Source organism: Staphylococcus sp. HMSC06C11 (assembly GCF_001808345.1).
Taxonomy (GTDB): domain Bacteria; phylum Bacillota; class Bacilli; order Staphylococcales; family Staphylococcaceae; genus Staphylococcus; species Staphylococcus capitis.
Genome location: NZ_KV793038.1, coordinates 60,764 through 79,889 on the forward strand (window position 1 = coordinate 60,764; position 19,126 = coordinate 79,889).

Sequence of the window (19,126 nt, forward strand, 5' to 3'; positions counted from 1 at the left end):
ATATACAAAACAGCCGTTATGAGATAATCATAACGACTGTTTTTATAATATTATTAATTTTTCTCTCTAAGTAAATCTCTAATTTCAGTTAATAAAACTGTATTTTCTTCAACTTCTTCCTCTTCTTCTTCTTTTTTCATAATAGTGTTAGCTATTTTTACGAAAATGAAAAGGGCAAAAGCAACAATTATAAAATCAATAATAGATTGTATGAAAAGACCATACTTTATTCCCCAGAAAGACCAATCTTTAGCGAAATCTACTGAACCGAAAATTTTGCCAATTAATGGCATAATGATGAATTGAACTAATGATGTAACGATTTTATTAAAAGCCGCACCCATTACTACAGCGATAGCTAAATCTAATACATTTCCTTTAAGGGCAAAGTCTTTAAATTCTTTTAACATATACTTAATTCCTTTCTAATTAAAATATAAAATCAATTATACAACATATAAATATTTTAGCAAATACTATATTTAAGTAAATTTGATTATGAAAAAGACGTTTGTTATGCTAAAGAGGTGCATTAGTAAAATTAAATTTTTTAAGATAAAAAAAGAATTTTTTAATTTTACTACTTTGAAAATTTAATATTCGGATGAAGGGAGTAATTAATTATGAATTCTTCTTCTCAAGAGAAGAGAAACAAGAAGTTTTCATCAGTGTTTATCTATAGTTCAATCATTGTTGCAATTGTAGTAATCATTGGTGCCATTTGGCCTGATAAGTTCGACTACATTACTAACAATGCTAAAATGTGGATTACTGATAAACTTGGATGGTATTACTTAATTTTAACTACTATTATTGTTTTCTTCTGTATCTTCCTAATTTTCAGTCCAATTGGGAAACTCAAACTAGGTAAACCTAATGACAAACCAGAATTTAATACTATTTCTTGGTTTGCAATGTTATTTAGTGCAGGTATGGGTATTGGATTAGTGTTCTATGGTGCAGCAGAGCCAATGGCTGACTTTGCCGCTCCACCTACAGCAGATCCTAAAACTACAGAAGCTTATACAGAAGCTCTGAGATCAACATTCTTCCACTGGGGATTCCATGCTTGGGCTATCTATGGTGTAGTAGCATTAGCTCTTGCTTATGCGCAATTCCGTAAAGGTGAGCCAGGTTTAATTTCAAGAACATTAAGACCTATTTTAGGTAATAAAGTTGAGGGACCTATAGGAACTTTAATTGATGTTCTTTCAGTATTTGCTACATTAGTAGGTGTAGCAGTTTCACTAGGTATGGGAGCCTTACAAATTAATGGTGGTTTAAACTATTTATTTAATGTTCCTAACAACACATTTGTACAAGGGATTATTATCGTAATTGTTACAATCTTGTTCATTGCAAGTGCATGGTCAGGTTTAAGTAAAGGTATTCAATATTTAAGTAACTTAAACATTAGCTTAGGTGCTATTTTAATGATTATCACTTTAATCATTGGCCCTACAGTTCTAATTTTAAACATGATGACTAGTTCAACAGGTAGTCTATTAAATACTTTCTTATTTAATAGCTTTGATACAGCAGCGCTTAATGGACAAAAACGAGATTGGATGTCAACTTGGACACTATACTATTGGGGCTGGTGGTTAAGTTGGAGTCCATTCGTAGGTGTATTCATTGCCCGTGTTTCAAAAGGGCGTTCAATTCGTGAATTCATTTCAGGTGTTTTACTTGTACCAGCACTTGTAAGTTTCGTTTGGTTCAGTGTATTTGGTGTGCTTGGTATTGAAACAGGAAAAAAACATCCTGAACTATTCAAAATGTCACCTGAAACACAATTATTCGGTGTATTCAATCACATACCTATGGGTATAGTATTATCAATTATTGCATTATTACTAATCGCATCATTCTTTATTACATCTGCAGACTCAGCAACTTTCGTATTAGGTATGCAAACAACATTTGGTTCACTTAACCCAAGTAGTATGGTTAAAGTGACATGGGGAGTTGCTCAAGCACTTATTGCATTTGTTCTATTATTAGCAGGTGGCGGTGATGGTTCTAAAGCCTTAAACGCTATTCAAAGTGCTGCAATTATTAGTGCCTTCCCATTCTCGTTTGTCGTCATAATGATGATGATTAGTTTCTATAAAGATGCAAACCAAGAACGTAAATTCTTAGGATTAACATTAACTCCTAACAAACATCGTTTACAAGACTATGTGAGATATCAACAAGAAGATTATGAATCAGATATTCTTGAAAAAAGAGAATCTAGAAGAAATAAAGAAAAAGAAGAATAATTCGTAATTAACTTTAAAGCCTATAAGTGTGAATTGACTTTCATACTTATAGGCTTTTTTATTAATAAATTTAAATGGGATTGATAACCATTCTCAATTAATAATATTTACTTATTGCACCATAAGCTAATGATAACTTTTTCTTATATAACCTGATTAAAAATGCGAAATGAAAATAAAGCGTTTTCTAATGGTACACAGTTGTTTTGATAAACATATAATAATACAATTTAATTAACGGCATATAAATATATAGAAATATCAAGGGGGATAACAAATGGCTTCTAATATTAAAGAACAAGCAAAGAAACAATTCCAATTAAATGGCCAATCATACACTTACTATGATCTGAAGACATTAGAAGAACAAGGTTTAACTAAAATTTCTAAATTACCTTACTCAATTCGTGTTTTACTAGAGTCTGTATTACGACAAGAAGATGATTTTGTAATTACTGATGATCACATTAAAGCGTTAAGTGAATTTGGTAAAGATGGTAATGAAGGTGAAGTACCATTCAAACCGTCACGAGTTATTTTACAAGACTTCACAGGTGTACCTGCAGTCGTAGACTTAGCATCATTACGTAAAGCAATGAATGATGTAGGCGGAGACATCAATAAAATCAACCCTGAAGTGCCAGTTGATTTAGTCATTGACCACTCAGTTCAAGTAGATAGCTATGCGAATCCTGATGCATTAGAACGAAATATGAAATTAGAATTTGAACGTAACTATGAACGTTACCAATTCTTAAACTGGGCTACTAAAGCTTTTGACAACTATAACGCTGTACCTCCAGCAACTGGTATCGTACACCAAGTTAACTTAGAGTACTTAGCAAATGTTGTACATGTACGCGACGTTGATGGTGAACAAACTGCTTTCCCAGACACTTTAGTAGGTACCGACTCTCACACTACAATGATTAATGGTATTGGTGTATTAGGTTGGGGTGTAGGTGGTATCGAAGCTGAAGCTGGAATGTTAGGTCAACCATCTTATTTCCCAATTCCAGAAGTTATCGGTGTTCGTTTAACTAACTCATTACCTCAAGGTTCAACAGCAACTGACCTCGCTTTACGTGTAACTGAAGAATTACGTAAAAAAGGTGTTGTTGGTAAATTCGTAGAATTCTTTGGTCCAGGTGTTCAACACTTACCTTTAGCTGACCGTGCTACAATCGCGAATATGGCTCCAGAATATGGTGCAACTTGTGGTTTCTTCCCTGTTGATGAAGAATCACTTAAATACATGAAATTAACTGGACGTAAAGATGATCATATTGCACTTGTAAAAGAATACTTACAACAAAACAATATGTTCTTCGACGTTGAAAAAGAAGATCCAGAATATACTGATGTTATTGACTTAGATTTATCTACAGTTGAAGCTTCATTATCTGGTCCAAAACGTCCTCAAGACTTAATTTTCTTAAGTGATATGAAAACTGAATTTGAAAAATCAGTTACAGCACCAGCTGGTAACCAAGGCCACGGTCTTGATAAGAGCGAATTTGATAAAAAAGCTGAAATTAAGTTTAATGATGGCTCTACATCAACTATGAAAACTGGTGACATTGCTATCGCTGCGATTACATCTTGTACTAACACATCTAACCCTTACGTTATGTTAGGTGCAGGTTTAGTTGCTAAGAAAGCGGTTGAAAAAGGACTTAAAGTTCCTGAGTTTGTTAAAACTTCATTAGCTCCGGGTTCTAAAGTTGTAACAGGTTATTTAAGAGACTCTGGATTGCAAGAATACTTAGATGACTTAGGATTTAACTTAGTAGGTTACGGTTGTACAACTTGTATCGGTAACTCTGGTCCATTATTACCTGAAATTGAAAAAGCAGTTGCTGATGAAGATTTATTAGTTACTTCAGTTCTATCTGGTAACCGTAACTTTGAAGGTCGTATTCATCCATTAGTTAAAGCTAACTACTTAGCTTCACCACAATTAGTTGTTGCTTATGCATTAGCTGGTACTGTAGATATTGATTTACAAAATGAACCAATCGGAAAAGGTAAAGATGGTGAAGATGTATACCTACAAGATATTTGGCCTTCAATTAAAGAAGTTTCAGATACTGTTGATAGTGTTGTTACACCAGAATTATTCTTAGAAGAATATAAAAATGTTTACAACAATAATGAAATGTGGAATGAAATCGATGTTACTGATGAACCTTTATATGATTTCGATCCAAACTCAACATATATTCAAAACCCAACATTCTTCCAAGGTTTATCTAAAGAGCCTGGAACTATTGAACCACTTAAAGATTTACGCGTAATGGGTAAATTCGGTGATTCAGTAACAACTGACCATATCTCTCCAGCAGGTGCTATTGGTAAAGATACACCAGCAGGTAAATATTTATTAGATCATAATGTTCCAATCCGTGACTTTAACTCTTATGGATCTCGTCGTGGTAACCATGAAGTAATGGTACGTGGTACATTTGCTAATATTCGTATTAAAAACCAATTAGCTCCAGGAACTGAAGGTGGCTTCACTACTTATTGGCCAACTGAAGAAATCATGCCAATTTATGATGCTGCTATGAAATATAAAGAAGATGGCACAGGATTAGCTGTTTTAGCTGGTAATGACTATGGTATGGGATCATCTCGTGACTGGGCAGCAAAAGGTACAAACTTATTAGGAGTTAAAACTGTTATCGCTCAAAGTTATGAACGTATTCACCGCTCTAACTTAGTAATGATGGGTGTACTACCATTACAATTCCAACAAGGTGATTCTGCAGAGTCATTAGGTTTAGATGGTAAAGAAGAAATCTCAGTTGAAATTTCTGAAGATGTTCAACCACATGATTTAGTTAAAGTTAAAGCTAAAAAAGAAAATGGCGAAGTAGTAGAATTTGAAGTAATTGTACGTTTCGACTCATTAGTTGAATTAGATTACTATCGTCATGGTGGTATCTTACAAATGGTATTAAGAAATAAATTAGCTCAATAATCATTTAATGCTAACTAGCGTTAAAGTTAAATTAAGTTAAACAATTGCCGTGCTAACATTTGTGTTGGCACGGCTTCTTTGTGTTATCCTTAAGTTAAAAACAGAAATGATGAGTTGAAAGAAGGACTAAAGTTTATGATTTATAGTTTGACAGAAATAGAAGCAAGATATCAGGAAACAGATAAAATGGGAGTTATATATCATGGGAATTATGCCACATGGTTTGAAGTCGCGCGTACTGATTACATAAGAAAACTTGGTTTTAGTTATGCTGATATGGAGAAGACAGGTATTATATCACCAGTTACTGATTTAAATATTAAATATAAGAAGTCAATTTTTTATCCTGAAAAAGTAACTATCAAAACTTGGGTTGAGAAATACTCAAGATTGCGTTCTTTATATTGTTATGAGGTTTATAACGAAAAAGGAGAATTAGCTACAACTGGTTCAACAGAATTAATATGTATGAAAGCTGATAACTTTCGACCTATACGTTTAGATCGTTACTTCCCTGATTGGCATGCTACTTATAGCAGAGTTGCTGAACTGAATAAAGAAGGAAAAGAAGCTGAAGTAACAAACGGCATTAACAACCTATAAATGACTTAAAATAACCCGCTTCTGACTTAGTCAAAAGCGGGTTATTTTATTTTTTAGTATATGAGATTTCATCTTCATGATCGACGACATCTACTAGTATTACATCATCTTTGAAGTACCATAAATCCTTTTCCGCTACGACAATATTTAAACCATCATAGCTTTGTTCAAAGCCTATTTCTACATCATCTCTTCTATCTACACTGAAAGCGGGGCTAAAGCCTTGTTTAAGTTGAAATTCGCCACCATATCTTACATAAAATTGAAGTACTTTATTTTCTTCAGGTAAATCAAGTTCATCTTTGAACCATTCAACTGCCTCTTTAGTTAGTTCGATATCCATTTTTATACCTCCAATTTTAATTAGCATTTAAAGTTTATTGCTATGTTAAAGGTATACGCATTATAGCACAATTAATATAACCGCTACATTTATACTGATTCACTTTAATCAGAGTTGATAAATTGATTATAAAAAAACACTAGAAGTCATTAACTTCTAGCGTAAAAATTAATTTTAAGTTACATCCATTTAATTTTAGGCTCTTCACCTTTGAAAATTCTAACAATGTTAGTTCTATGACGAATGATTAGTATGATTGATACTAGTGCACTCATTCCCAATAATATATAGTCATGAATAATGACCGAGCCTATGACGCAACAAATTGCAGCAATAATACTTGATAAAGAAACATATTTAAATATCTTTAATATTCCAAAGAATATAATTGCTAAAACGAGTAGTAGTAAAGGATTTACACCTAATACGACACCTGCACTTGTAGCAACTGCCTTCCCACCATTAAATTTAAGATAAATAGGATATACATGTCCCAAAATTGCAAATAATCCTACTATCAATCCATTCGTAAAGAATGTACTGATTATGCCATCAGCATGAACAGGGAACCACAACGGGAAAAAGACCGTTATAAATCCTTTAAAGATATCTAAAAATGTAACTACGAAACCAGCTGGCCTCCCTAAAACACGAAAGCTATTTGTTGCTCCAGTATTGCCACTGCCATACTGTCTAATATCTTTTTTAAAAAATAATTTACCAATGACTAATCCACTTGGAAATGCGCCAATAAGATAACTTAAAACTAACATGACGACAATCATCATAAAAACTTACACATCCTTTAGTGACTTAGCTTCATTCTACCATATTCATATTCGATTAGAACATTCATAATTCAAATTATTGGAATAAAGCAATCAAAACAATTTGATTGTATAAATGATACTTGCAATTTAAGTCAATTTATATAAGAATAACTATTGTATAGTTTTAAAAACGAACGTACGTTTGTAGGAGGGCGAAATCATTGGCAGTGAATAAACAAAATACTTATTCAGATGATTCTATTCAGGTACTTGAAGGCCTTGAAGCTGTTAGAAAAAGACCTGGGATGTACATAGGGTCAACTGATAAACGCGGATTACATCATCTCGTATATGAAGTTGTCGATAACTCCGTCGATGAAGTTTTAAACGGTTATGGTGATGAAATCACTGTAACAATTAATCAAGATGACAGTATTTCAATTGAAGATAACGGTCGAGGTATGCCAACGGGTATCCATGCGTCTGGTAAACCAACTGTTGAAGTAATTTTCACAGTATTACATGCCGGTGGGAAATTTGGTCAAGGTGGTTATAAAACTTCTGGAGGACTTCATGGTGTTGGTGCATCTGTAGTTAATGCATTAAGTGAATGGTTAGAAGTTGAGATACATAGAGATGGTAATATTTACACTCAAAGTTTTAAAGACGGTGGTATACCAGCAACAGGACTTAATAAAAAAGGGAAAACTAAAAAGACAGGTACTAAAGTTACATTTAAACCTGACCCTGAAATTTTTAAGGCCACAACGTCCTTTAACTTTGATGTTTTAAGTGAACGCTTACAAGAATCGGCTTTCTTATTGAAGAATTTAAAAATTACGCTTAATGATTTGCGTAGTGGTAAAGAGCGTGAAGAAGTTTACCATTATGAAGAAGGTATTAAAGAATTTGTAAGCTATGTTAACGAAGGTAAGGAAGTACTTCATGATGTTACTACATTTTCAGGGTTAGCGAATAATATCGAAGTTGAAGTGGCTTTCCAATATAATGATCAATATTCTGAAAGTATTTTAAGTTTTGTAAATAACGTTCGTACTAAAGATGGCGGTACACACGAAGTAGGTTTTAAAACTGCTATGACTCGTGTGTTTAACGATTATGCGCGTAGAATTAATGAATTAAAAGATAAAGACAAAAATTTAGATGGTAATGATATTAGAGAAGGACTCACTGCAATTATTTCTGTTCGTATCCCAGAGGAGTTACTTCAATTTGAAGGGCAAACTAAATCTAAACTAGGTACTTCTGAAGCGAGAAGTGCTGTTGATTCAGTAGTTTCTGAAAAGTTGCCTTTCTATTTAGAAGAAAAAGGCCAATTATCTAAATCTTTAGTTAAAAAAGCAATTAAAGCACAACAAGCTCGTGAAGCAGCACGCAAAGCTCGTGAAGATGCGCGCTCTGGTAAAAAGAATAAACGTAAAGATACTTTGTTATCAGGTAAATTAACTCCTGCACAAAGTAAAAATACAGATAAAAATGAACTATATCTTGTGGAGGGTGACTCAGCAGGTGGATCTGCCAAACTAGGTCGTGATCGTAAATTCCAAGCAATCTTACCACTTCGAGGTAAAGTTATTAATACTGAAAAAGCACGTCTAGAAGATATCTTCAAAAATGAGGAAATCAACACAATTATTCATACTATTGGAGCAGGTGTTGGTAACGACTTCAAAATAGAAGATAGTAACTATAATCGCGTGATTATAATGACCGATGCCGATACTGATGGTGCGCACATTCAAGTATTATTATTAACGTTCTTCTTTAAATATATGAAACCATTAGTACAAGCTGGTCGTGTCTTTATCGCATTACCTCCCCTCTATAAATTAGAAAAAGGCAAAGGTAAAACTAAGAAAGTTGAATATGCATGGACAGATGATGAATTAGAAAAATTACAAAAGCAACTTGGTAAAGGATTTACGTTGCAACGTTATAAAGGTTTAGGTGAAATGAATCCTGAGCAATTATGGGAGACAACGATGAATCCTGAGACTCGTACATTAATTCGTGTTCAAGTTGAAGATGAAGTACGTTCTTCTAAACGTGTAACTACACTAATGGGTGATAAAGTTGCACCACGTCGTGAATGGATCGAAAGCCATGTTGAATTTGGTATGCAAGAAGATCAAAGCATTTTAGATAATAAAGAAGTTCAAGTTCTTGAAAACGAAGAATATATTGAGGAGGAAACGAATTGAGTGAGATAATTCAAGACCTATCCCTTGAAGATGTTATCGGTGACCGCTTCGGACGTTATAGTAAGTACATCATTCAAGAACGTGCATTACCAGATGTACGTGATGGATTAAAACCAGTACAACGAAGAATTTTATTCGCTATGTATTCAAGCGGAAATACATTTGAAAAGAACTTCCGTAAAAGTGCTAAAACAGTCGGTGACGTTATTGGACAATATCATCCTCATGGTGATTCTTCCGTATATGATGCTATGGTGCGTCTAAGTCAAGATTGGAAACTTCGACACGTACTTATCGAGATGCACGGTAATAATGGTAGTATTGATAATGATCCACCAGCTGCTATGCGTTATACAGAGGCTAAGTTAAGTCAATTGTCTGAAGAGTTATTAAGAGATATAAATAAGGAAACAGTAGCCTTCATACCAAACTATGATGACACTACTTTAGAGCCAATGGTTTTACCGTCAAGATTCCCTAATCTTTTAGTAAATGGTTCTACAGGTATATCTTCAGGGTATGCGACTGATATTCCACCACATAACTTAGCAGAAGTTATTCAAGCTACTTTAAAATACATCGATAACCCTGATATTACTGTAAATCAGTTAATGAAACATATTAAAGGACCTGATTTTCCTACTGGGGGAATTATTCAAGGTATCGATGGTATAAAGAAAGCTTACGAAACTGGTAAAGGTAAAATAGTCGTACGTTCAAGAGTGGATGAAGAAGAATTAAGAAGTGGTCGTAAGCAACTTATCATTACAGAAATTCCATATGAAGTGAATAAAAGTAGTTTAGTTAAACGTATTGATGAATTACGAGCTGACAAAAAAGTTGATGGCATCGTGGAAGTACGTGATGAGACAGATAGAACTGGCTTACGTATCGCAATTGAATTAAAGAAAGATGTTAATAGTGAATCAATTAAGAATTATTTATACAAAAATTCTGATCTTCAAATTTCTTATAATTTTAACATGGTTGCTATTAGCGATGGTCGACCTAAATTAATGGGATTACGTGAAATTATTGAAAGCTATTTAAACCACCAAATTGAAGTCGTAACTAATAGAACACGTTATGATTTAGATCATGCGGAAAAACGTATGCATATTGTTGAAGGTTTAATGAAAGCACTATCTATCTTAGATGAAGTCATAACTTTAATCCGTAATTCAAAAAATAAAAAAGATGCAAAAGATAACTTAGTTGCTGAATTTGATTTCACTGAAGCACAAGCTGAAGCTATTGTAATGTTACAACTGTATAGATTAACAAATACTGATATTGTAGCATTAGAAGAAGAACACGCTGAATTAGAAGCTTTAATTAAAAAATTAAGAAATATTTTAGATGATCATGATGCACTATTAAGTGTGATTAAAGACGAACTTAATGAAATTAAGAAAAAATTTAAAGTGGATCGTTTATCAACAATTGAAGCTGAAATTTCTGAAATAAAAATTGATAAAGAAGTCATGGTTCCTAGTGAGGAAGTGATTTTAAGTGTTTCACATCATGGCTATATCAAACGCACATCTACGCGTAGTTTCAATGCAAGCGGTGTTACTGAAATTGGCTTAAAAGATGGAGATCGTTTATTAAAATATCAAGAAGTGAATACTCAAGATACTGTCTTAGTGTTTACTAATAAAGGGCGCTACCTGTTTATTCCAGTACATAAGTTAGCAGATATACGTTGGAAGGAACTCGGTCAACACGTTTCACAGATTGTTCCTATAGATGAGGATGAACAAGTGGTTGATGTTTATAATGAAAAAGACTTTAACCATGATGCATTCTATGTCATGGCAACTAAAAACGGTATGATTAAGAAAAGTAGTGTTAGTCAATTTAAAACTACAAGATTCAATAAGCCACTTGTAGGTATGAAAGTGAAGGACCATGATGAAATTGTCAACGTGATACGATTAGAATCTGATCAATTAATAACAGTACTTACACATAAAGGTATGTCGCTTACTTACTCAACTAGTGAGTTATCTGATACAGGTTTAAGAGCTGCAGGAGTTAAATCAATTAACCTTAAAGATGAAGATTATGTTGTAATGACAGAGAGCGTTTCTGACTCAGATTCTATCTTAATGATAACGCAACGTGGTGCTATTAAACGTATTAGTTATAAAGTTTTACAAGTCGCTAAACGTGCACAACGTGGTATTACCTTATTGAAAGAACTTAAGAAAAACCCACATCGTATTGTTGATGCTGCAGTGGTTAAAGAAGGACAAAAAACTTATACGGTTTTCTCTAACAATCACGAAGAATCTGGTAATATTAATGAAGTGCATCTCTCAGAACAATACACAAATGGTTCATTTATTATAGATGTCGATGATTTTGGTCAAGTAGTAAGCATGACCTTAGAGTAAATTAAGTATATGCAACCATAGCATTAAATGATAAAATAAAGTTTAATAATATTAACTAAAGTAAGCGCAAGGGATTTATGTCTATTTAAAAGAATCAAAATAGGACTTAATGATTTAAATTAGTATATTTATTAAGTTTTTAGATTCTAAATGGGAACATAAATCTCTTGATGCGTTAAAGAGAATAAATTTATTAAGATGAGAGGGATTCAATTTGCAAGATTTCGATAATTTGATTCCTGGCTGGTTTAAATCTTTTGTTCAGGTCGGGAATGATTTGATTTGGTCGCAATATCTAATTGGACTTTTATTAACTGCAGGCTTTTTCTTTACTATAAGTTCTAAATTTGTTCAATTAAGAATGTTACCTGAAATGTTTAGAGCGCTCACTGAGAAACCTGAAACGCTAAGTAGTGGTAAAAAAGGTATTTCGCCTTTCCAAGCATTTGCTATTAGTGCTGGATCTCGTGTAGGTACTGGTAATATTGCCGGAGTAGCTACAGCTATTGTATTAGGTGGACCTGGTGCAGTATTTTGGATGTGGATTATAGCTTTTATTGGTGCGGCTAGTGCATTTATGGAAGCAACATTAGCTCAAGTATATAAAGTGCATGATAAAGAAGGTGGTTTCCGTGGGGGGCCAGCATACTATATTACTAAGGGTCTCAACCAGAAATGGTTAGGTATCGTATTCGCAACATTAATCACCATCACATTTGCATTTGTATTTAATACTGTTCAATCTAATACAATTGCAGAGTCATTAAACACACAATATCATGTTAGCCCAGTTATCACTGGTATTATATTAGCTGTAATTACTGCAATTATTATTTTTGGTGGCGTAAGAAGCATCGCAACATTATCCTCACTTATAGTACCTATTATGGCAATCATTTACATAGGAATGGTTTTAGTTATCTTGTTATTAAATATAGATCAAATAGTTCCAATGATTGGTACTATCATTAAAAGTGCTTTCGGTTTACAACAAGTGACTGGTGGTGCTGTTGGTGCAGCGATACTTCAAGGTATTAAACGTGGATTATTCTCAAATGAAGCAGGAATGGGTTCAGCACCTAATGCTGCAGCCACTGCTGCTGTCCCACACCCTGTTAAACAAGGTTTAATACAGTCACTAGGAGTATTCTTTGATACTATGTTAGTTTGTACAGCAACAGCTATCATGATTCTTCTATACTCTGGATTAAAATTTGGTGAAAGTGCACCTCAAGGTGTAGCTGTAACTCAATCAGCTTTAAATGAACATTTAGGTTCAGCAGGTGGTATTTTCTTAACAGTGGCTATAACTTTATTTGCTTTTTCATCAGTTGTAGGTAACTATTATTACGGACAATCAAATATTGAGTTCTTATCTAAAAACAAAGCCATTTTGTTTGTATTTAGATGTTTAGTAGTTGTGTTAGTATTCATTGGAGCAGTTGCAAAAACTGAAACAGTTTGGAGTACTGCAGACTTATTTATGGGTCTAATGGCCATAGTTAATATTATATCTATTATAGGATTGTCCAATATCGCTTTCGCTGTAATGAAAGATTATCAACAGCAACGTAAAGAAGGTAAGAAACCTGTATTTAAACCTGAAAATCTAGAAATTAATTTATTTGGTATTGAATCTTGGGGATCTCAAGCTAAAATACCACGTAATGATAAATAATATAGTTAGAGTAACGACTTGACGCAAGAATGCCTCTCAAGTCGTCTTTTTTTAAATTACATGATTTATATTCGTTAGTATGAATGTAAATATCAACACTTTAGTAACTCGCTTTTCATTTTAAAAAAATAGAATTATAATCTTACTAATGATAAGAGAAAGGTGATTATAATGGGGAATTACGAAATAACGAAAACACTAAATAACAACGTCCTCATATGTAAAAGTAATAATCATGAAGTTGTGTTAATTGGCAAGGGTATTGGTTTTAATAAAAAAGTGGGAATGATGCTTGATGAGAATGCTTCAATTGAGAAAGTATATAAATTAGAACAGCAACAGCAGAAAGAACATTATAAAACGTTGGTCGAGATGGGGGAAGACCATGTTGTCCAAGCTGTTATCGAATCGGTCAATATGATTTCTGAGACCTCGATTCGAACTGATGATAAAAGCTTAGTTGTTGCTCTTACAGATCATATTATCTTTGCATATAAAAGACTTAAGCAGAATCAAGTTATTTCTAACCCATTTGCAATAGAGACGCAACATCTATACAGTGATGCATATCAAATTGCTAAGCGTGTCATTGATAAATTGAATCAGACGTTAGATGTTCGATTCCCTGAAGATGAAATTGGTTTTATAGCTTTACATATTGCTTCTAATTCTGAAGATTTATCAATACATGATATATCAGTTATCAATAAATTAATTAATAAAAGTATGACGATTATTGAAACAGATCTTGATCATGAAATTGATAAAACGACAACGCAATACCAACGTTTTATTAGACATATACAGTTTTTAATTTATAGGTTAACTAAAGGGGAAAATGTGGATGCGCAAGACAATTTTATTTTAATGGTTAAAAATCTTTATCCACAATGTTTTAATACGGCTTATAAAATTTTAAAAATGATACAACGTCAGTTTGATGTGATTATCAATGAGTCCGAAATTGTATATCTTGCGATACATATACACCATTTTGAAGCTCAAATTAAAATCGAATAATATGTAACGTTTATTATTCGATTGTGTTTGGGTAAAAATGATTAACTTTATTCATTTTGTGTTATCATAAATATTGTATTTTTAAATATTTTGTTTATGAGTCTAAATTATTTTAAATCATAATTTTATTTGATTTATAAATGTGAGGTATGGTGATCTTGATGTCAAACGAAAATAAATCTAGTGAAAAGAAAAAACATATATTTAGTTTTTCTGAAACAAGATTTATGAGATTTTTAGGTGGCAATGATCTTATATATGGTTTAGTTGCACTTGTTTTATTAGGTATTGTAATCTTTATTTTCGATAAAGTTTCCTATGTATTTGAACCATTTATTATTATATTTAATACAATTGCTGCACCTATTATTGTTTCATTAATCTTATTCTATCTATTTAATCCATTAGTTAACTTAATGGAGCGTTATCGAATTCCTAGACTGTTAGGTATTACAATTATTTATGTAGCAGTTGTGGGAATCATTACATTAATTGTTAATTTACTTATTCCTATCATTGGTTCACAAATTGAAGGATTAATTAAAAACTCTCCGCATTATTTAAATAAAATTACTCAATCAATTGAGAAGATAACTACTAACTCTTTCCTATCTAGTTATATGAGTCAAGTTAATGACTGGTTAGAATCAGCTCAGAAAAAAATTCCTTCAATGTTATCAGAGTACTTTGATGGATTTGGGCCTAAGCTTGCATCTTTCGCTGAAGCCGTTTCAAATGTTGGTGTTGTCATAGTAACGACGCCATTCATATTATTCTTTATGCTAAAAGATGGTCATCGTTTTAAAGATTATACAACAAAAATTATGCCACCTAAATTTAGAAAGGATTTTCATGATTTACTTGAAAAAATGAGTGTTCAAGTAGGTTCTTACATTCAAGGTCAAATCATCGTTTCTTTCTGTATAGGTGTATTACTATTAATTGGATATTCAATTATCGGTCTTAAATATCCTTTAGTATTAGCGAGTATTGCAGCAGTCACAAGTGTTGTTCCATACTTAGGACCAACGATTGCAATTTCACCAGCTATTGTAATTGCGATTATCACATCACCTTGGATGTTACTTAAATTAGTTATCGTTTGGACACTTGTTCAGTTCTTTGAAGGGCACTTTATTTCTCCAAACGTTATGGGTAAAACACTCAAAATACATCCATTAACAATTATCTTCATTTTGCTATGTGCTGGTAATTTAATGAATGTCGTGGGTGTAATTATTGGTATTCCATTATATGCGGTACTTAAAGTACTAGTATCTCATATATTCTTACTATTTAAACGAAGATATAATCGTTACTATGGTGAAGATGCTGGAGATTATAGTATTAAACAAGAAGAAGAAATTACAGATTAATATTTATAGAATCCCCTTAAATAGGGGATTTTTTTATGAATATTTTTTATTTTAAGTTAATATTCAATAAATAGCTCTCATTTATGCTTACATTTCCCATAAATGAGAGCTAAAATTATGTGTCTAAGTCAGAGAAATAATTTTAGCATTACAATAATGTTAGGTACTTATCTATCAATATATATTCTATAAAACCTTTCTTTATGATATATTTTTGTCATGTAATAGATTTAAATTAGAATTGAAGTGAAAAAATGACGCAAGAAGTGAAAAGTAAATTATTATCTATTTTGAAATTTATCTTTGCCACAGCGTTATTTATTTTTGTCATTTTCACATTGTATCGTGAATTAGCTCATATTAATTTTAAAGACACTTTGATGCAATTTGGCAAAATAAATAGATTGTGGCTTGTTTTATTATTTGCAGGTGGGGGAGCATCGCTCATTCTTTTGTCACTATATGACATTATTTTAGTGAAATCGTTAAAGCTTAACATGTCAGTGACTAAAGTATTAAGAGTTAGTTATATTATCAATGCTCTCAATGCTATCGTAGGTTTTGGTGGCTTTATCGGTGCAGGAGTCAGAGCCTTCGTTTATAAAAACTATACAGATGATATTAAGAAACTCGTACATTATATTTCGATTATCTTGATTTCAATGCTCACTGGACTTAGTCTCTTGTCCATATTAGTTGTTCTACACGTTTTTAACGCTTCTCATATGATGGATAAAATTACATGGGTACGCTGGATTTTATATGTTGTAGCACTATTTTTACCTGTATTTATCATTTATACTATCGCTAAACCAGCGGATAAATCTAATCGTTATATGGGTGTGTATTGTACACTTGTATCTTGTATCGAGTGGATGGCAGCAGCTACTGTTCTTTACTTTGCAGCACTTATCGTAGGTATTCATGTATCATTTATGACATTTATCGGCATCTTCGTGATCGCGGCGTTATCAGGATTAGTTAGTTTTATTCCTGGTGGTTTTGGTGCCTTCGATTTAGTTGTTTTACTAGGACTCAAATCTTTAGATGTTTCAGAAGAAAAAATATTATTAGCATTACTTCTATATCGATTTGCATATTACTTTGTTCCAGTCATTATTGCACTCATACTATCTACATTTGAGTTTGGAACAACTGCTAAAAAATATCTTGAAGGTTCGAAATATTATGTTCCTGCTAAGGACTTTACGTCATTCTTGATGTCCTATCAAAAAGACATTTTAGCTAAAATACCTTCATTTTCACTCGCAATATTAATATTTTTAACTAGCATCATTTTCTTCATTAATAATTTAACGATTGTTTATGATGGACTATATGATGGAAATCACTTTGCTTATTATTTAACTTTATCTATCCATACTAGTGCTTGTTTATTATTAATTTTGAATGTGAGAGGTATTTTTAAACAGAGTCGTCGTGCGATTATTTATGCGATGATTTCTATTATTTTAATTGCGGGAGCTACAATTTATACTTACGCATCTTTCTTATTATTAACTTGGCTTGTAGTCATGTTTATTTTATTAGTTTTAGCTTATCGTCGTGCTCAAGTGCTTAAGCGTCCGTTCCGTTTTAGAAAATTAGTTCTCATGCTTATACTCAGCGTGATTGTTTTATATCTAAATCATATTTTAATTGCGGAAACATTATACGCATTAGATATTTATCACATTGAAGTAGATACATCATTATTAAGATATTACTTCTGGGTTACTATTTTAATTGTGATTATTCTGGTTGGTCTCATTGCATGGTTATTTGATTACAAATTTGACCGTCCTCATCAAATTACAGATTTATCAATATGTGAAGCTATTATTCATGAATATGGTGGTAATTACTTGAGCCATCTTGTTTATAGTGGTGATAAAGATTGTTTTATCCATGAAAATGAAAAATCATTCCTCATGTATCGTTATAAATCTAATGCCTTAGTTGTATTAGGAGATCCTATAGGCGATGCAAATACGTTTGAATCATTGTTAGAATCATTTTATCAATATGCAGAATATAGAGGTTACGACATTATTTTCTATCAAGTTAGTGATAATTATATGCCTTTATATCATCATTTCGGGAATCAATTTTTCAAACTAGGTGAGGAAGCTATTATTGATTTAACATCATTCACTACCTCAGGTAAAAAGCGTCGTGGCTTTAGAGCTACACTCAATAAATTTAATGATTTAAATATTTCTTTTGAAATTATTGAACCACCATTTTCACAAGATTTCTTTAACGAACTCAAATATGTTAGTGATAGATGGTTAGATGGTAGAAATGAAATGCACTTCTCTGTAGGTCAATTTACACAACCATATCTTTCTAAAGCGCCTATAGGTGTAATGAGAGATGAACATGGTAAGATGATTGCATTCTGTAGTTTAATGCCTACGCACTTTAATGATGCAATTTCTGTCGATTTAATTCGATGGTTACCAGAGCTCGATCTACCTTTAATGGATGGACTGTATTTACACATGTTGTTATGGGGTCAGGAAAAAGAATATAAAGCCTTTAACATGGGAATGGCCACCCTCTCTAATGTTGGTACTTTACATTACTCTTATTTAAGAGAACGTTTAGCAGGGCGAGTCTTTGAACATTTTAATGGATTATATCGTTTCCAAGGTTTAAGACGTTATAAAGAAAAGTATAGTCCTAACTGGGAACCAAGATTTTTAGTTTATCGTAAAGATAGCTCTCTATGGGAAAGTATGTTGAAAGTGATGAGAGTCATTCGACATAAATAAAAATAATAGCGATAGTACTGAATTGTAACATTCAGCACTATCGCTATTTTTTGTCCATTATTTATAATAATTCGCTCTATCTTGTTGTTCTTTAGCGTAACGTTCGGGATTCTTTTTATAGAAATCTTGATGGTATTCTTCAGCTTCAAAGAAAGTTGAAGCGGGTAAGACTTTTGTAGCTATTGCTTTGTCTGCATTTAAAGTATCTTGAAGTGCTTCGATATATGATTCGGCAGATTTCTTTTGATCTTCATTAGAGTAAAAAATGGCTGTTTGATATTGGGAACCTCTATCTTGAAACTGTCCATCTTCATCTAGTGGGTCGATTACTGAAAAAAATATTTCCAATAGTTTATGATATGAAAAAAGTGCTACATCATATTCAATTTTTACTGTTTCATAATGACCAGTGTTACCACTTTTAACATCTTCATACGTTGGATTCTCTGTATGTCCACCCATGTAACCAGAAGTTACTTTTTCGATACCGTCAAATGTATCAAAAGGTTTGGTCATACACCAAAAACAACCACCGGCAAAGTATGCCGTATTAATATTCATTCATGACATCCTTTCATTGGACCTTAGTACCATTTATTAAAAAAACTCTTGCAATTTGAATACTTTTTATATAACGTTAATACATATTAATTATAGTATATAGATATGTAATTTTGAAGATATAAGGTAG

The 19,126-nt window shown here is 32.4% G+C and carries 13 protein-coding genes; 9 read left to right on the top strand and 4 right to left on the bottom strand.

Translation table 11 applies throughout. The annotated features are described in order from the left end of the window. Window positions 1-53 precede the first annotated feature (53 nt). Window positions 54-410: a large conductance mechanosensitive channel protein MscL gene (gene mscL, locus HMPREF3154_RS03835; protein WP_002433596.1), complete on the bottom strand. Its 357-nt coding sequence runs from the start codon at window positions 408-410 to the stop codon at window positions 54-56. A 213-nt stretch (window positions 411-623) separates the two neighbouring features. Between mscL and HMPREF3154_RS03840 the strand changes: the two genes are divergently transcribed. The 3 genes from HMPREF3154_RS03840 (at window position 624) to menI (ending at window position 5,850) form a co-directional block, all read left to right on the top strand. Next, complete coding sequence (locus tag HMPREF3154_RS03840) at window positions 624-2,264, top strand: BCCT family transporter (protein WP_002433960.1); 1,641 nt, start codon at window positions 624-626, stop codon at window positions 2,262-2,264. Window positions 2,265-2,541: 277 nt separating this feature from the next. After that, a complete protein-coding gene (gene acnA / locus HMPREF3154_RS03845) occupies window positions 2,542-5,247 on the top strand; it encodes an aconitate hydratase AcnA (RefSeq protein ID WP_023350325.1) in 2,706 nt (901 codons plus the stop codon). A 135-nt stretch (window positions 5,248-5,382) separates the two neighbouring features. Next, window positions 5,383-5,850, top strand: a complete 468-nt coding sequence (menI, locus tag HMPREF3154_RS03850; RefSeq protein ID WP_023350324.1) for a 1,4-dihydroxy-2-naphthoyl-CoA hydrolase MenI — start codon at window positions 5,383-5,385, stop codon at window positions 5,848-5,850. A gap of 46 nt (window positions 5,851-5,896) precedes the next feature. Here the strand turns inward: menI and HMPREF3154_RS03855 are convergent, their stop codons facing one another. Both HMPREF3154_RS03855 and plsY read right to left on the bottom strand, forming a co-directional pair. Continuing rightward, window positions 5,897-6,193: a HesB/YadR/YfhF family protein gene (locus HMPREF3154_RS03855; protein WP_002433639.1), complete on the bottom strand. Its 297-nt coding sequence runs from the start codon at window positions 6,191-6,193 to the stop codon at window positions 5,897-5,899. A 179-nt stretch (window positions 6,194-6,372) separates the two neighbouring features. After that, on the bottom strand, window positions 6,373-6,981 hold the full coding sequence (plsY, locus tag HMPREF3154_RS03860; protein ID WP_002433567.1) for a glycerol-3-phosphate 1-O-acyltransferase PlsY: 609 nt from the start codon (window positions 6,979-6,981) through the stop codon (window positions 6,373-6,375). Window positions 6,982-7,190: 209 nt separating this feature from the next. On the opposite strand from plsY, the gene parE reads away from it, so the two are divergent. The 6 genes from parE (at window position 7,191) to mprF (ending at window position 18,435) form a co-directional block, all read left to right on the top strand. Then, window positions 7,191-9,185, top strand: a complete 1,995-nt coding sequence (gene parE / locus HMPREF3154_RS03865) for a DNA topoisomerase IV subunit B (protein WP_161799207.1) — start codon at window positions 7,191-7,193, stop codon at window positions 9,183-9,185. After that, window positions 9,182-11,584: a DNA topoisomerase IV subunit A gene (gene parC / locus HMPREF3154_RS03870; protein WP_023350322.1), complete on the top strand. Its 2,403-nt coding sequence runs from the start codon at window positions 9,182-9,184 to the stop codon at window positions 11,582-11,584. Before parE ends, parC begins: the two co-directional genes overlap by 4 nt. Window positions 11,585-11,798: 214 nt before the next feature. Continuing rightward, window positions 11,799-13,262, top strand: coding sequence for a glutamine transporter AlsT (locus tag HMPREF3154_RS03875; protein WP_023350321.1), 1,464 nt, complete (start codon window positions 11,799-11,801; stop codon window positions 13,260-13,262). Between the two features lie 171 nt (window positions 13,263-13,433). Beyond that, entirely contained in the window at window positions 13,434-14,282 is an 849-nt protein-coding gene (gene glcT / locus HMPREF3154_RS03880; RefSeq protein WP_002433564.1) for a glucose PTS transporter transcription antiterminator GlcT, read from the top strand. A 161-nt stretch (window positions 14,283-14,443) separates the two neighbouring features. Further along, the gene (locus HMPREF3154_RS03885; protein ID WP_002433701.1) at window positions 14,444-15,658 is read left to right on the top strand and encodes an AI-2E family transporter; all 1,215 of its coding nucleotides are present in this window, start codon (window positions 14,444-14,446) and stop codon (window positions 15,656-15,658) included. A gap of 254 nt (window positions 15,659-15,912) precedes the next feature. Then, window positions 15,913-18,435 (top strand): bifunctional lysylphosphatidylglycerol flippase/synthetase MprF, encoded by a 2,523-nt coding sequence (gene mprF, locus HMPREF3154_RS03890; RefSeq protein WP_023350319.1) that lies wholly within the window; start codon window positions 15,913-15,915, stop codon window positions 18,433-18,435. Between the two features lie 57 nt (window positions 18,436-18,492). Here mprF and msrA read toward each other — a convergent pair whose 3' ends face one another. Continuing rightward, a complete protein-coding gene (gene msrA, locus HMPREF3154_RS03895; protein WP_023350318.1) occupies window positions 18,493-18,996 on the bottom strand; it encodes a peptide-methionine (S)-S-oxide reductase MsrA in 504 nt (167 codons plus the stop codon). Window positions 18,997-19,126 lie beyond the last annotated feature (130 nt).